This is a genomic window from Polyangium fumosum (assembly GCF_005144585.1).
Taxonomy (GTDB): domain Bacteria; phylum Myxococcota_A; class Polyangia; order Polyangiales; family Polyangiaceae; genus Polyangium; species Polyangium fumosum.
In genome coordinates this window covers 22,478-38,249 of the sequence record NZ_SSMQ01000032.1, presented here as the reverse complement: position 1 = coordinate 38,249, position 15,772 = coordinate 22,478, and the positions used below count along the sequence as shown (strand labels likewise).

The 15,772-nt window shown below is 70.6% G+C and carries 7 protein-coding genes; 4 read left to right on the top strand and 3 right to left on the bottom strand.

The window, feature by feature from the left end:
* The first annotated feature begins 216 nt into the window (after positions 1-216).
* The 3 genes from E8A74_RS27450 to E8A74_RS27440 all read left to right on the top strand — a co-directional run bounded on the left by E8A74_RS27450 (position 217) and on the right by E8A74_RS27440 (position 6,315).
* On the top strand, positions 217-639 hold the full coding sequence (locus E8A74_RS27450; RefSeq protein WP_136932043.1) for a hypothetical protein: 423 nt from the start codon (positions 217-219) through the stop codon (positions 637-639).
* A gap of 26 nt (positions 640-665) precedes the next feature.
* Positions 666-1,511, top strand: a complete 846-nt coding sequence (locus E8A74_RS27445) for a DnaJ C-terminal domain-containing protein (protein ID WP_136932042.1) — start codon at positions 666-668, stop codon at positions 1,509-1,511.
* A 328-nt stretch (positions 1,512-1,839) separates the two neighbouring features.
* Positions 1,840-6,315 (top strand): M36 family metallopeptidase, encoded by a 4,476-nt coding sequence (locus tag E8A74_RS27440; protein WP_136932041.1) that lies wholly within the window; start codon positions 1,840-1,842, stop codon positions 6,313-6,315.
* A gap of 113 nt (positions 6,316-6,428) precedes the next feature.
* Here E8A74_RS27440 and E8A74_RS27435 read toward each other — a convergent pair whose 3' ends face one another.
* On the bottom strand, positions 6,429-8,078 hold the full coding sequence (locus tag E8A74_RS27435) for a hypothetical protein (protein ID WP_136932040.1): 1,650 nt from the start codon (positions 8,076-8,078) through the stop codon (positions 6,429-6,431).
* A gap of 166 nt (positions 8,079-8,244) precedes the next feature.
* On the opposite strand from E8A74_RS27435, the gene E8A74_RS27425 reads away from it, so the two are divergent.
* The gene (locus E8A74_RS27425; RefSeq protein ID WP_211365458.1) at positions 8,245-9,690 is read left to right on the top strand and encodes a haloacid dehalogenase-like hydrolase; all 1,446 of its coding nucleotides are present in this window, start codon (positions 8,245-8,247) and stop codon (positions 9,688-9,690) included.
* 48 nt (positions 9,691-9,738) lie between these two features.
* Here E8A74_RS27425 and E8A74_RS27420 read toward each other — a convergent pair whose 3' ends face one another.
* Positions 9,739-10,737 carry a formylglycine-generating enzyme family protein gene (locus tag E8A74_RS27420; RefSeq protein ID WP_136932038.1) on the bottom strand — a complete coding sequence of 333 codons (999 nt, stop codon included), beginning with the start codon at positions 10,735-10,737 and terminating at the stop codon, positions 9,739-9,741.
* 16 nt (positions 10,738-10,753) lie between these two features.
* Entirely contained in the window at positions 10,754-15,760 is a 5,007-nt protein-coding gene (locus E8A74_RS27415; protein WP_136932037.1) for a tetratricopeptide repeat protein, read from the bottom strand.
* Between the last annotated feature and the right edge of the window lie 12 nt (positions 15,761-15,772).

Here is a 15,772-nt window from a genome sequence, read left to right as displayed (position 1 = left end):
GATATCAAGTTCGGTGCCAGGCCGGTACGAGCGCGTTTTGCCGAAGGAACGCGCGCCTCGTTCGCCAGGATCGGGACATTCCGGCGCGCGGCACGCCGCAGGTTGCCAAAGTGGCAAGCGATCCCAGCGCGGGCTTTTCCGCTGTGGCAGGATTCCGGCCGTGGAGGCCGTCCAGGCGGAATTGACGGGTTCTGCCTCGCGCGGTAGTCGTTCGGGATGGAGTTCCTGCCGGTCGACAAGGCCGAGACCACGACGACGGCGCGGGCGACGATGCGGCTGTGGCGGCCTGCACGTGGCCTGCTCGTGACGCGGGTGACGGGCTACCTCGACGACCCGTGTGCAGCAGTGATCGAGGCGATGGCGCGCAGGGTCAGGGCCGAGGACGGGCGGATCATGGGCTTTCACGACTGGGAGGAGCTGACCGATTACGAGTCACGAGCCCGCGTGCGGCTGACAGAAATGGTTCGTCATCACGGGAAAGGGAACGAGGGCGCCCATTTCCTCGTGCAGTCGAAGCTCGTGGCGCTCGGTATCCAGGCGGCGAGCGTGGTGATGCCGGGCGTGCGCGTGCATCCGAGCCGCGCGGGCTTCGAGGCCGCACTGCGCGAATGCATCCAGCAGCGAAGCCACACGGCGTGAGCCTCGCAAGGGCGTCGTGAGTCGATATGGGGGCCAAGGACGGTCGAAAGGGAGACCCCGAGGGGTTCGGGCCGATCGAGGATCAATTCCAGGCGATCTTCGATGATTTTTTCCGCCGCCCGGTGGCGGGGTCGGGGCGGGATCGACGTATCCCGATGCTCGTGTCGCTGGAGGAGGCGGCTTCGGGCGCGAGCAAGGTCATCAAGGCGACGTTCGAGGCGCACTGCACGGACTGCAAAGGGAGCGGCGTTTTGCTCGGCGGTCCGCCCGTTTTTGCGTGCTCCGTATGCGGGGGCAAACGGCACGTTTTGCAGGAACGAACGCTCACGGTGAAGGTGCCGGCGGGGATCGACGACGGGCAGGTCCTGCGGCTGGCCGGGCAAGGAGACGAAGCGCCGCTGGGGGGCGGGCAGCGCGGGGATTTGATGATCGAGGTGATCGTGGCGCCGCACCCGCGCCTGCGACGCGCAGGCGTGGATCTGTTCGTCGAGGTACGGATCGACGCGGAGACCGCGCGGCGCGGGGGGCGCGTGAACGTGCCGGTGCTCGACGGCGAGCGCAGGATCGTGGTGCCCGCAGGGACGGTGTCCGGGGCCGAGATGCGGCTCGCCGGGTTTGGCGCCGTGCGCCTCGGCGCCGAGGCTGTGCCCATTCCCGCGGAGGTAACGGCCGCCCCCTATCGTTCGCGGAGCGTCGGGGACCACCGCGGAGACCAGATTGTCACCTTTGTCGTGGGAGAGTCGAGCACAGACGGGCAGGACGATACGTCCGAGGGGAGACGCGCCGCGCGGAACCAGGGTCTTTGGAGGACCGGGGTGCTCGCCGTGGCGCTGGTGGCGGCGGTGATCGGGGCGTTCGTCCTGGGACGCTAGAACATCGATCGGTTTGACAACCGCTCGATGTTCTAGCTCTTTTGTCCCAAGGGGGGGACGCGAGGCGAGCTCACTTCGCGATCTCGCAGAGCGCCGAACAGTTCGGCGCTCTATCTGCCGAGGGATCCTGGCGCGCGAGCGCTGTGACGGCGCGGCAGGATCTGCGCCGCGGCGAGCGTGGAACGGCTTCCCTTCCGTGCGCGAAACGGGTACAGGGGATGTTCGCGGCGCAACGGGCGCCAAATCCTTGTCCGAGATCACCGAAAACGCTCATCGCGCGCGGCGTTTGCCAGCGGGATGACCACGAAGATTCTGGCGCGGAGGAATCATGAAGCGCTCTGCTCGATATGCCACGGCTCTCATCACGCTGCTCGCCGGCTCCACGGCGCGCGCGGGTGACATGGATCTGCCGAACTACCATGCGTACGACGACGCCCCGGCGGTGTCCGTGAGTCCGCTGCAGAGCCTGCACGGAGCGACCGTCGGCGGCGTGACGGGCGTGGACGAGAAGCGCGGCGTGCCGACGTTCTTCTGGGCGCCGAAGGGCGGCTGGATGGCGCCGGGCGCGACGACGGCGTCGCCCGCGTCGTCGGCGCGGCTCTACCTCGAGCACTATGCGTACCTCTACGGCGTGGGCAAGAACGCGATCGACGCGGCCGTCCCCGTGGTGGTGAACGACGTGACGGGCGGGGGCATCATCGTGGTGTTCCGCCAGAACGTCGACGGGATCGAGGTCTTCCAGAACGACGTCAAGGTGCTGATGACGCAGGGCCGCGAGCTCGTGGCGATCGCCGGCAACCTGCACCCGTCCGCGGCCGCCGGCATGAAGCGCGGCAAGAACTTCAAGCTCGACGCCGGCACGGCCGTCTCCCGCGCGTTCAACGATTTCTTCGCGACGAAGGTGCCCGCGGCGGCCTTCAAGAACGCGAAGAAGCCCGCGCACGGGTATGACTTCTACAACCTCACGCCCACGGCCGAGACGAAGGCGGCGCGGATCGAGCTCACGGAGCCGGCGCGCATCAAGAAGATCTACTTCCCCATGCCGGAGCGGCTGGTGTCGGCGTATTACGTCGAGATCTGGGGCGGGCAGAAGGGCACGAGGGCCTCCGAGCTCTACGCGTACGTGATCGCGGCCGACGACGGGCGGCTCCTCATGCGCGCGAGCCGGACGCAAGACGCGGCGCACACGTACCGCGTGTGGTCGGACGGCGCGCCGAAGTACACGCCGACGGAGGGGCCGATGGTCGACTACGCCCCGCACCCGACGGGCATGCCGGATGGCTCGTTCCCGGCGTTCTCGGCGCCGATCCTGGTCACGATGGACGGGTTCAACACGAACCCGCAGGGCACGTTCGATCCGTGGCTGCCGGCGGGCGCGACGGAGACGGTCGGCAACAACGTCGACGCGTACGCCGATCACACGGACCCCGACGGCCTCAGCGCGGGTGATTACCGCGCCGACTTGACGGCGCCGGGCGTGTTCGATCGGACCTTCGATACGAGCCAGGATCCGCTCGTTTCGCAGGACCAGGTGAAGGCTGCCATCACGCAGCTCTTCTACGTCAACAACTACCTGCACGACTACTGGTACGACTCGGGCTTCAACGAGGCGGCGGGCAACGCGCAGACCGACAACTTCGGCCGCGGCGGCGCCGGCAACGACCCGATCAAGGCGGAGGCGCAGGATGCGTTCCTGAACGACTTCCCGGCGCTCGACAACGCGAACATGAACACGCCCTTGGACGGGACGTCGCCGCGCATGCAGATGTACCTGTGGTCGCAGACGTTGAGCGCGGGCCTGACGGTGAACCCGGGCAACACCGAATACGTGGTGGGCGACGCCTCGTTCGGGGAGCTGAACTTCAACGTCACGGCGGAGGTCGCGTACGCGCTGGACAATTCGACCGCCGATTCGGACGGCGGCAACACGGGTACGCTCACCGACGCCTGCCAGGCGCTGACGGGCAATTTTGCGGGCAAGATCGTCCTCGCGGATCGTGGCTCCTGCTCGTTCCAGTTGAAGACGCTGAACGCGGAGGCCGCGGGGGCGGTGGGCGTGATCATCGCGAACAATGCCGTCGCGGCGGATCCGCCGGGGCTCGGCCCCGATCCGGCCCAGACCAGCAACCCCGACATCGGCGCGTTGAGCGTCACGCAGGACGTCGGCACCACGCTGAAGCAGCAGATCGCCGCCGGGACGATCACGGCGACGATGCACCGCTCGACGACGTTCCGCGACGGCACGATCGACAACGGCATCGTGGCGCACGAGTGGGGCCATTACATCCACAATCGCCTCGTCGCGCTCAACTCGGTGCAGGCCCGCGGTCAGGGCGAGGGCTGGGGCGACACCGTCGCGCTGCACATGCTCATTCGCGAGGGCGACGATCCGAACGGCGTGTATGCGAGCGCGGTCTACGCCGGGGGGACGTTCACCGATAGCGCGTATTTCGGGATTCGGCGGTATCCCTACTCGACCAACTTCATGAAGAACCCGCTCACGTTCAAGCACATCCAGAACGGCGAGCCGCTCCCGGTCGGCATCCCCACGCAGCCCGCCGGCGCCACCAACGCCGAGGTGCACAACACCGGCGAGGTCTGGGCCATGATGGTGCTCGAGGGGTATGCGAAGATCCTCGAGGACGTATACGCCCCGACGCCGCGGCACACGTTCGACGAGGCCAAGCGCAAGATGGCCAATTACCTGACCGGCGGCATGCAGCTCGCCCCGGTGAACCCGACGTTCACCGAGCAGCGCGACGGTATCCTCGCCACGGCCGTCGCGTCGAACGTGGAGGACTTCCAGGACCTCGCGACCGGCTTCGCCATCCGCGGCGCCGGCTCCTGCGCGATCTCGCCGCCGCGCAACACGACCACCAACGTGGGCGTGACCGAGAGCTACGTGGCGGCGCCGCAGCCGGTGATCCTCTCGGTGAACCTCGACGACAGCGTGCTGTCCTGCGACAACGACGGCGTCCTCGACAACGGCGAGATCGGCAATGTCACCGTGGTGGTGCGCAACCAGGGCTGGGGGCCGCTCGTCGGCGGCTCGGTCACGTTGAGCTCGACGAACCCGAATGTGTCGTTCCCGAACGGCACGACCGCGGCGCTGCCGACGACGAACATCCTCGCCTCGAACACGATCCTCCTCCCGATCGCGCTCGCGGACTCCGTCGCGACGATCACGGATCTGGAGCTCAAGGTCGACCTGACCGCGCCCGGGTCCTGCTCGCCGACGCTCAGCAACGCGAGCGTGCGCAAGGGCCATTTCGACAGCGTGTCGAGCGTCACGGCAAACGAGCTGTGGGAGAGCAACATCGAGACGTGGACGGCGAAGAATGCGTCGGGCCCGAGCAACGCGTGGGCGCGGATCCGGCCGCTCGCGACGTCGTCGAACGTGCTCGCCCACGGCGAGGCCGCGTCGGGCATCTCCGACGAGCGCTACGAGTCGCCCGATCTCGTGGTGGGCAATGGCAACCTGACGATGGCGCTCGTGCACCGTTATCAGTTCGAGCGGAGCGGCACGCCGGCCACGAACTGGGACGGCGGCATCATCGAGCTGAGCCAGGACGGCGGCCAGACCTGGGTCAACATCAACACGTACGCGAACCTCGGCGCGGCCTACAACGGCGACATCGGCTTTGCGCAAGCCGGCAATCCGCTGTTCGGCCAGAAGGGCTTCTTCGGGCAGAGCACGGGCTTCGCGGCCGGCACGAACGTCACGACGAACATCGACCTGAGCAACCAGTTCGCCGGCAAGACCATCAAGCTCCGCTTCCGCATCGGCACGGACGAGGAGGTCGGCACCCTGGGCTGGTACATCGATAGCCTGAGCATTACCGGCCTGACGAACACGCCGTTCTCGGACATCGTGGCGGATGAGGGGACCTGCGACGACCCGAACCAGCCGCCGATCGCGAACGCGGGCCCGGATCAGGTCGTGACGAGCGGCGATCACGTCATGCTCTATGGGTCCGGCAGCTCGGATCCCGATAACGATGCGCTGACGTACGCGTGGACGCAGCTGGTCGGCGCGGACGTGGGGCTGAACGGGGCGAGCACGGCGGCTCCGGACTTCATGGCGCCGACTGTCGTGGCGGATACGCTGTTCACGTTCCAGCTCGCCGTGAACGACGGTCAGGCTTCGGCGGTGGATACGGTCGACGTGCTCGTGCAGCCGCCGGGCGGGACGAGCAGCTCCAGCTCGAGCGGTGCCGGTGGCGCAGGCGGCGCAGGCGGCGGCGGTGCCGGCGGTGAGGGCGGCATGGGCGGTGCCGGTGGCGCTGGTGGTGCCGGTGGTATGGGCGGTGCCGGTGGCATGGGCGGTGCCGGTGGTGCCGGTGGCATGGGCGGCGCCGGCGGCGGCGGTGCCGGTGGCATGGGCGGCGCCGGTGGCATGGGCGGCGGCGGTGCCGGTGGCATGGGCGGCGCCGGTGGCATGGGCGGCGGCGGTGCCGGTGGCATGGGCGGCGCCGGTGGTGCCGGTGGTATGGGCGGTGCCGGTGGTATGGGCGGTGCCGGTGGCATGGGCGGCGCCGGTGGTGCCGGTGGTATGGGCGGCGCAGGCGGCGGCGGTACCGGTGGTATGGGCGGCGCAGGCGGCGGCGGTACCGGTGGTATGGGCGGCGCCGGTGGTGCCGGTGGCGCAGGCGGCGGCAGCGACGACACCGTCGTTCTCGGCGGTTGCGGCTGCTCCGTGCCGGGTGACGAGGCGCCGGCGCGCGACATGGGCGCCGTGGGCGGCTTCCTCGCGATGGTGGGCGCCTGGATGGCCAAGCGCCGCCGCAGCAGCAAGCGGTCCTGAGACCCTGCATCGGCGAGGCGCGAGCCCATCGCGCCCCGCCAAACCCGCCCGCGTCGTCCTCGGGATGGCGCGGGCGGCGTCTTTTTGTGGTCGGCCGCGGGCTCAGCGTCGCATCAATGCGGGTCCGAGCGGCGCGCGACGACCTCCAGCGCGCCCTCGAACGGCGCGGGCTGGGCCGCGAGGGCGCGGACGAGGTCGTTCATCGAAGGCAGGTCGTCGGCGACGAAGACGAATCGATACACGCCGGGGCTTTTTTGCGTCGAATACACGAAGGCGCGCGTGCGCCCGGCCTCGGCGGTGATCGCGGCGACGGCGGCCGCGCCGAGGGGGCCCTCGAAGCGGGCGAGGTCGGCGACCTCGGCGTGGGTCACGAAAAACGCGCCGCCCCAGTGCGGGCGCGAGGCGAAGAGAGCGACGGTCTCGGGCGCGCGCATGGCGTCGGAGGCGGTGGAGCCGCCGAGCGAGGAGGCCATGGCGGCGCCGTCGAAGGCGTGGAACGCCGGCCATAACCCGGGAGCGACGACGGCCACGAGCGGGCGCGCGTGGGCGAGGGGCGGCAGGCCGTCCGGGAAGGCCTTGCGGACGGCGGCGAGGAAGCCGGGCGCGAAGCCGGGGTCGTGCAGGCCCTTTCCCTCGGCGAGGCGCGCGTCGAGGAAGGGGAGCGCGGCCTTGGCGACGCGGTCGATCGTCGGCTCGGCATACAGGCCCATCGGGGCTTCGAGCTTTTGGGACAAACCCGGCGGATCGAGGCGCCCCATGGCCTTGGCGGTGCCGAGCGCGGTGGCGAGGGCCTCGTCGAGGACGGCATAGGAGGCCGCGGCGAGGGGATCCTTCGTCTCGACGAACGATCGGGAGAGCGCGGCGAGGCGCTCGTCCGTCGCGGCGGCGTGCAGGTGGTGGAGCATTTCGTGCACGACGACGGGGGCGCGGGCCTCGGGGGGAACGCCTGCGGGCATCTCGATGACGGCGTGGCCGCCGATCTGGCGGGCGGCGTCGACGGAGCGATGGGCGGGGCGGGCCATGAGGTGGAAATGGAGCGGGGCGCCGTCGGGGAGGTCGGCCTGGTAAAACCCGACGAGCGTCTCGACGTGGCCCGTGAGGCCCTCGCGCTGGAAGAGGGCGGCGAGCTTGTCGGCGGACGCCTCACAATGGGCGCGGCCTTCGCGCTCCCAGTAGCGATCGAATCGAGGGCGAAAATGGTCGACGAGGGCCTGGGCGCGCTGCGCGCCTTGGGGCGACGTGACGAGGCCGAGGTACCGGACGTGCTCGTCGGGCGTGTGGGCGAGGAGGCCGGCGATGGAGAGGCGCGCGGCGACGGAGCGATCGGCGCGGGGCAGCGGGAGGGGCGCAGCGGGGGCGGGGGTGCGGAGCTCGATGCGGCCGTTCCACGATTCGCGGATCTCGCGGAACGTTTCGAGCGCGCGTCGATCCTCGTCGTCCCAGCCGAGGTCGTTCTGCCAGAGGGCCTCGTAGGCGGCGCGGGAGCAAGGGTGGCGGCCGGCCATGCAATCGAGCTGGTAGACGAGGTTCGGGAGAGGATCGGCGTGGAAGACGAGGCGGAGCTTCGCGCCGCGGGCCTCCCGCTCGAACGAGGCGCTTTGCGTGGCCGCGGGCGTCGTGGCGTCCGCGGCGCGTTCGGGCGCGCGGGGCGGGGCGGATGCCTGCGGCTCGGCTTTCGGCGCGGGGGAACACGCGGCGAAGCCGAGGAGAGCGAGGTGGGCGAGGGACCTGGACGTGAATCGAGGGGCCGGCGGGAAGGCCATGTGCCGGGAGCGTGGATCGAATCGAGCAAGCGCGCTCGCGCCTTGGAGCGGCTTTTTCGCGTGGAAATGGGGAATGGCTCACCGGGTTGCCACGATGTCGTGAAAATGGTGTTCACGGGATTCGTGCTTTCCGTGGTAGGGTGCTCTCTGAAAGGGGATCCTTGCCATGAACAAGATTCGATCTTTTCTTCCCGTCGCGCTCGTTGTGGGGATGGCGACGCTGTCGGCGTGCACGGACGAGGGGGAGAACGGGTTCGGCGGAAACGGGGGAGCAGGCGCGACCGGCGGCACGGGCGCCGCGGGCGGAATGGGGGGCGCCGGTGGAATGGGCGGCGCCGGTGGAATGGGGGGCGCCGGTGGAATGGGTGGAATGGGCGGCGCCGGGGGCGCGGGCGGCTCGATGGCCGCGCCCGACCTGGATACGAGCCTGGTGTGGTACGGGCAGAACCGCGAAGCGCTCGACAAGATGATCGACGAGGCCGGGGTGAACGGCTCGTCCTACGATCCCGCGCAGAAGCCCGTCGCGATTTTCGACTGGGACAACACGGTCATCAAGAATGACGTGGGGGATCTCGTGTTCTTCTGGCTCGTGAAGAACGACAAGATCATGCAGCCGCCGAACAAGGATTGGCGCGCGACGAGCCGCTTCTTGACGAATGAAGCGCGGAACGCGCTGAGCGCGGCGTGCGGGGACCTGGTCGACGCGGGGATGCCGCTGCCGACGAGCACGAACGCGGATTGCGCGGACGAGATCCTCGCCGTGTATACGACGGCGAAGACGGCGGACGCCAAGGCGGCGTTCGAGGCCTGGAACTACCGCACGATGGAGCCGTCGTACGCCTGGGCCTCGCAGATGCAAGCGGGATACACGCCGGCCGAGATGAAGGCATTCGCGAACACGGCGATCGAGGAGGGGCTCGCCGCGGCGGAGGGGGCGAAGCAGACGATCGGGACGACGTCGGTCAATGCCTACGTGCGGGTGTACGATCAGATCAAGAACCTGATCGACGTGATGCAGAAGAACGGGCTCGACGTGTGGGTGCTCTCGGCGTCGCCGCAGCCGAACGTGGAGGCGTTCGCGGAGCGGGTGGCCGTGGGCGCGGATCACGTGATTGCGATCCGGAACCTGCTCGACGGGACGGGGAAGCTCACGTACGACTTCGAGGGCTGCGGGTCGGTCGTGGATGGGTCGGGGAACGACGGCGGCAATCCGGTCGGCAATACGATGATCACGTACATCGAGGGCAAACGCTGCTGGATGAACAAGGTGATCTACGGGGTGACCGGCCCCGACGCCGAGAAGCCGAACGCGGACATGAAGAAGCGTCCCGTCTTCGGCGCGGGTGATTCGGATACGGACATCTCGTTCCTGCACGACGCGACGATGTTGAAGCTCGTGATCAACCGCAACAAGAACGAGATCATGTGCAACGCGTACGCGAACTACATGGACAAGTGGATCGTGAATCCGATGTTCATCCTGCCCAACCCGCAGAAGGCCGCGGCCTACCCGTGTGCGACGACCGGGTGCAAGGACGCGACGGGCGCCGGGGTGGCGTGCGTGAACGAGGCAGGTGAGGTGATCCCGGATCAGATGGATATGGTGTTCTGATCGCGGACGAGCGAGGGGAGGGCTCCGCGCGGGGCCCTCCCCGGGCGTTCAAGGGTTTCGCACGCAACGAAAGCCGAGCCCGGGGACCTCGTAGGTATGAATGGCGGCGCCTCGAAACGCCGTCTGGATCCCGAGGTTCGATCGATTCCAGCCGCCCCCGCGCACCACGTGCACGAGCACGCCGGGCTTCTGCACGTGGGGATCCGTGACCGGGCCTGTGCCATATTTGGCGTACGTGTCGTCGCACCACTCCCATACGTTGCCCGCGAGGTCGTGGAGCGTGCCGGTGGGCCAGGTGCGGTCGCCCTTCAAATGAGAACGAACGGGCGAGGTGCCGCCGCCGTGGCAGCCGGAGTCGCCGCCGGGCGAGACGAGGACGCCAATCGTGAAATCAGCGTGCTCGCACGTGGGTTCGTCGTTGCCCCAGGGCCATTTGCGTCCGTCGCCGCCGGTCGCCGCCCATTCCCATTGCGCCTCGGTGGGGAGGTCTTTCCCCTGGGCTTTGCAATACTTCTTGGCCTTGTCCCAGGAGACTTCGTTGGCCGGATGATCGGGGCGGCGAGGATAATTCGCCCATACTTCGAGGGTCTTCGGCGCGTCGCAGGCCTTCGCGTCGACACACGTCTTCATCGCCGCGACGGTGACCTCGGTCGCGTCCATGCAAAAGGGGCGGGTGAGGACGACGCGGTGCGGGCGATCGGAGTCGGGCTGGTGCCCTTTGCGGAGGCGGCGCGCGCCGCCGTTCAAGGTAAACCCTTTGCCCATGACGAACCCGTCCGGCCCGGTCTTCGGGATGTAAACCTCGCCGGCAGGGCAATGCGGGACGCACGCGCCCGTGGCCTCGTCGCAGCGCTCGATCGCGGTGCAAACGACGGCGGCGCAGCGGGCGGGTTCGGGCGGCGGCGCAGCCGAGGGGAGAGGCGCTGGCGCAGGCGGCAACGAGGCCGCAGACGCGGGCGGGGAGGGCGCGGGAGATGCGTCCGGGGAGGAGCAGGCGGCGGCCCCCAGGAAGAGGGCCGCCGCAGAGGGGAGCAGGCGCGAGGCCAAGCGCGGGCGGGAGGGATCAGTCGAGGCCGAGGCGCGCGCGTGCGTCGGCGTAGGCGTCGCTCACCGAGAAGACGATGAGCTCGCGGGCCTCGGCGTTGCGGCCGATCCAGGTGAGGCGCTCCTTGCCTGCTGCCGGAGGCTGGTTCGTGTGGCCGCCGGCCCAGGCGATGCCCGTGAGCGCGATGTTGGGGTCGCCGACCGCGAGCAGGCCCGCGCGCGCGCCCCAGCCGTTCACCGCGGTGTTGAGCGTCGAGGCGCGGTTGCCGATGTTGGCGATGACGTCGGTCGCGAGCGTGCGCACCTGGGGATCGAGGCTCGCCGGGAGCGCCTTGGCGACACGCGTCGAGGCATCGTTGAGCTTGGCCGGGTCGACGCCTTGCGGGGCAAACCCAGGGCTCAACGCCTTGAGGTACGCGGCGAGCAGCGGCCAGAGGTCGATCGGCGCGGTGCGCGCGAAGGCCGTGGCATTTGCCTGGACGACCTTGAGCGCGCGGTGGACGAGGAACGAGCGAACCGCCTCGTTCGTCGCGGCCACGAGCGGCGCGCCGAGCACGATCGTCGGCGGATGCGCGCTCGCTGCGACGCACACCGAGCCGAGCGTGGACGACTGCAGCACCTTGAGATCCTCGATCCCGTAGGCGCGCGCGAGCTCCTTGATCTCCTCGGCGAGGTGCGCCTGCGGGGGCGGGAAGGGCGTCGCGCGGACCGACGTGACGTCGAACGGCACGGCGGTGTCGAGCATCGGCCCGGTGCGCTGCAAGAGGTCGCGGAACGCAGGCGTCATCACGTCGGGAGCGATGAGCTCGTCGAGCGAGATGTCTGCGGCCGCCACGCCCGCGCCCGCGAGCTCGACCGCGCCGCCGTCGAGGGCCGACACGCTGCCACGCGCGATGCGCGCGACCTCGGGCCGGCCGCGCAGGTCGGCGACGGTGGCGACGGTGCTGAAGAGGTACGGCTCGAAGCGGCCGGTGCCGAGCGCGCGCCGCGCGTCGGCGACGGCACGGTCGAGCAGCACGTTTGCGGCCTGCGCCTGATCGGTGCGCTGGTAGAAGCTCGCGAGCGAGCCGAGCGCGACGTCGTCCTTGGGCCAGGTCTTGCGCGCCTGGAGCAAGGTCTGCTCGGCCTTCTTGAGGTCACCCATCGCCTCGTAGATCTCGGCGAGCTGCGTCGTGCGGCGGCACTTCGCCTCGGGCTCCTCGACGTTGTTGATGAGGATCGTCTGCTGCTCGAGGGCCTTCGCCGTATCGCCGAGGTTCTTGTAGAGGTCGACGAGGCGCTCGCGCGCCGCCTCGTTGTTCGCGAAGCGCTTCAAGACCTCCTGGTAGGAGAGCTCGGCGCGTTCGGCGTTCGGCAGCGGGCCGTTGTAGAGGTCGCCGAGGCGCATGTAGAGCTCGGCCTGGCGCTCGGGCTCCGCGACGAGGCGCGCGAGCCGGATCCAGGCCTGCTCCGCGCCGCCCCAGTCGTCTTCCTTCGCGCAGACGTCGGCGAACGCCGTCAGAGCCTCGACGTGGTCGGGGTTCTGATCGAGCGCCGCCGCGAGGGCCTGCTTCGCCGCCGCCGCGTCGCCGACATCGGCGAGCGCGCGGCCACGAAGAACCTCCATCTCGACACGCTCGGCCGGATCGGTGACGGCATCGAGGCGACGTTCGAGGAGCGCCGCGAGCTCGGCCCGCGCGCCGCTGGCGACGTAGATCGCCTGCAAGCGCTGGAAGACGTCGAGGTACGAGGGATCGACCGCGAAGACGCTTTCGAAGGCGCTCCGCGCTCGCTCGGTCTCGCTCGTCTTGTCGGCCCAGAGCACGGCCGCGAGGTAGAGGTTGCGCACGCGCTCCTCGGCCGTCGCGCTGGTCTGCGCGGCAGCTTCGAGCGCGGTCGCAGCGCCCACGGCGTCGCCGCTCTGCTCGAGGGCACGCGCACGCTCCAGGTGCACCACGAGGTGACCCGGGACGAGCTCGATCGCCTTGTCGAGCAGCTCGCGCGCCTTCTCGGGTTGCCCCGCGCGCGCCGCGGACTCGGCAGCGCGCAGCGAGAGCGTCGCGATCTCGGAGGCGCGCTCGGTGCGGTTCGCGAGCTCGAGATCGACTTCGAGCGCCGTCGCCTCGTCGCCACGCGCGCGGGCATGCGCCGCCATCTGGCGGAGCGCCCAGAGCCCACGAGGCTCGTTGCGATAGGCGATCTCGACCGGCTCGCGCGTCTCGTCCCAGCCGTGGATGCGAAGGCGAAGGCGCGCGGAGAGGTGCGCATGCGCGATCGCCTCGGGGCCTTCGAGCGTCCGCGCGAGCGTGAAGACGACCGGCTCGAGCTCCTCGTCGCGGCCGCCCGCGATGAGGGCGCTTGCGACGCGGCGGAGCGTCGGCAGGTGCGTCGGCGTCTCTTCGAGGATCGTGCGGCGCCAGAGCAGGCCGCTCGCCGCGTCGCCACGACCGACCTCGTCGAGCTCGGCGAGGCGCTCGTACGCTTGCAGGCGCTCGACCGCATCCTCCGTCGCGCGGGCGTACTGCAAGAGGCCGTCGACGAGATCACTCGTGCCATGGCCCGCGAGCGCCGCGCGGAACGCGCAGAGCGGCGCGAGCAACGTCTCGCCCGCGGCGATGGCTTGCCGCGCGAGGGCCGCGGCCTTCTCGAGGTCGCCGTCGCGCTCGAACTCGAGCGCGGCTTCGAGCGAGAAGCGAGCCGCGTCGGGGCCGGTGGACGCCGCGGCGCGCTCGGCGCGCCAGGACGCACGATCCGCGGGGCGCTCCGGCGAGAGGCGCTCGTAGAGCTCCCGCAGGCCGATGTCGTCGGGCCGCGCCGTGAGCGCCTGCGCGAGCAGGCGTGCCCCGTGCGCGGCGCCTTCCGGCGTGATGAGCGCCTCGCGCACGAAGTCGCGGGCCTGCTCGATCGGATCTTCGCTCGCCTGACGGCGGAGGTGGAGCCACTCGATGAGGCCGTCGCGATCGCCCACGCCGCGCGCCGTGCGCTCACCAAGGTGCACGGAGAGCGGGAGGCGCGCGTCGATCTCGGCCGCGCCGCGGAGGAGTTTGTCGCGCTCGTCGTCGATCGAGGTGTCGGGCACCTCGACTTCGAGCAAGCGGATCGCCGCCTCCGTGAGCAGGAGCGCGGCGCGCGTGCCCGGCTCGATCGACTGCGCGAGGCCGGCGAGGACGCTCGACGCGGTCGCCGCGTCGGCGCCGGTCGCGCGAGCGCGCGTGGCGCCTTCGTGGGCCGGATCGGACTGACGCGCGCGATCGTACCCCTCGGCTGCGAGCTCGGCGTCGCCCGCCAGCTCGGCGAGGAGCGCGCTCGCGAGCGCGCTGTCGCGGTCCCCGTCGTCGGCGCCGCGCCACGCAGCGACGGCGCGGGCGACGCTCGCGCCGGCCTTCGACTCGAGGTCGAGGTCGAGCTTCAGCGCGCGGCCCGTGCCGCTGTCGGCCGCGTACTCGTTGTAGCCGAGGATCGCTGCGGCGAGGGCTTCGTTCTCGCCGAGGGATGTGCCGTCGGGACGCGCGTCGGCGAGGGCGCGGCCGAGCGACGCGGAAGCGCGCGCGCTCGGGCTGCCTGCGCCGATGACGCTGGTCGAAGGCGCGTCGGCCTCACGGGAGGCCGCGCTCGCCGCGGCGAGCAGCGGCGCGAGCTCGTCGTCGCCCGCGGCTGCTTCGACGGCTTGCTCGAAGAGCTCACGCGAGCCTCCGGTGAGCGCCGTCAAGGAGAGGCGGTCGGCGGCCGAGAACGCGATCGTGTCGCTGCCCTCGACGGCCGCGCGCGCGGCGGCGGCGTCGCCGAGCTCGATCGCGCGGGCCGCGAGGGCGCGCCGCGCGTCGGCGTCGTGCGTGCCGTCGAGCGCGCCGCGCAGGGCCTCGATCGAGCCTGGCCGCGTGTCTTTGCTCGCGGCCGCGAGCATGCCCGCGAGCCAGCCCGCGCCGCCCTTGAGGGAGGCGGTGCTGCGCAGGCGCCCGAGGCTCGACACCGCGAGGGACACGTCGCCCGCTTCGAGCGCCGCGCGCGCACGAAGGAGCGCGTCGTATGCGGAGACGACGCCCCGGAGGCCACGCGGCACCACGCCGCGGTGGATCGCGACCTGCGTGAACGCGTCGCGCAGCGCCGAGAGCTCGTTCGCCTCCGGCGCGCGCACCCTCGTGAACGTGTCGTCCGTCGCGCCGAGCGCCGCGCAGAAGCGCTGCACGTGCGGGCGTGGATCCGAGGTGAGCGAGCGTTGCGCCAGATCCATGTACTTCTGCGCGCCGTCCTCGTCCTCCTGGCGGACCCGCAGGACCTCGGCGCCGAGCACGGCCGCGTGGGCGCGCGCGTCCGGCGTCGGCGCGATGCGCGCCTCGGTGTCGAGCACCTCGATCGTGCCTTGCCAGTCCTGATCCCGCGCGAGCAAGCCGCGGATCTGGCGATGCGCGAGCGGAGAGCTCGGCGCGAGCTCGCGCGCCTCGGCCGCGATCGCGCGCGCCGTCTGCTCCTCGCCTGCCATCACGTAGATCTCGGACACCGCCACGAGCGCTCGCGCGCGCGCGGCCTTGTCCTCCATCGCCTCCGCTTCGGCGCGCAGCCACGCGGCCCGCTCGGCCCACGCGTCACGCTGCTGCGTGCGCACGAGGTGCGCGCTCGCGTCCTGCTCGTCGTCGAACTTCGGCGCTCCCGCGACGGGCGCGCGCGAGCGACGGGACGGCGCCACGGGGACATCGTCCACGGGCTCCGCCTCGGCCACGACCGCGGCCACCGGCGTCTCCTCGACGGAAGGCCCTGCGGGCGTGACCGCGTCGTAGGCGCTCTCCTCCACGGCCGATGGCACCTTCGTTTCCTCGACGAGGGCCTCCACCAGCCCGTCTTCCTCGGGTGGCACCGTGGGCATCTCGTGCCGCGTGTCTTCTTTCACGACGCGCGTGCTCGCCTCGCCGATCTCGGGCTCGTTGCGGGCGTTCCGCAGCGACTGCATCAGCTCGTCGGGCACGTGCGCCATGATGGTCGCAGCGTCGTCATCGTCGTCGTCGACGATCGCGTCCTCTGCGAGGTCGATCTCGTCTTGGGGCTCGCTCACGGGGCCTTGATC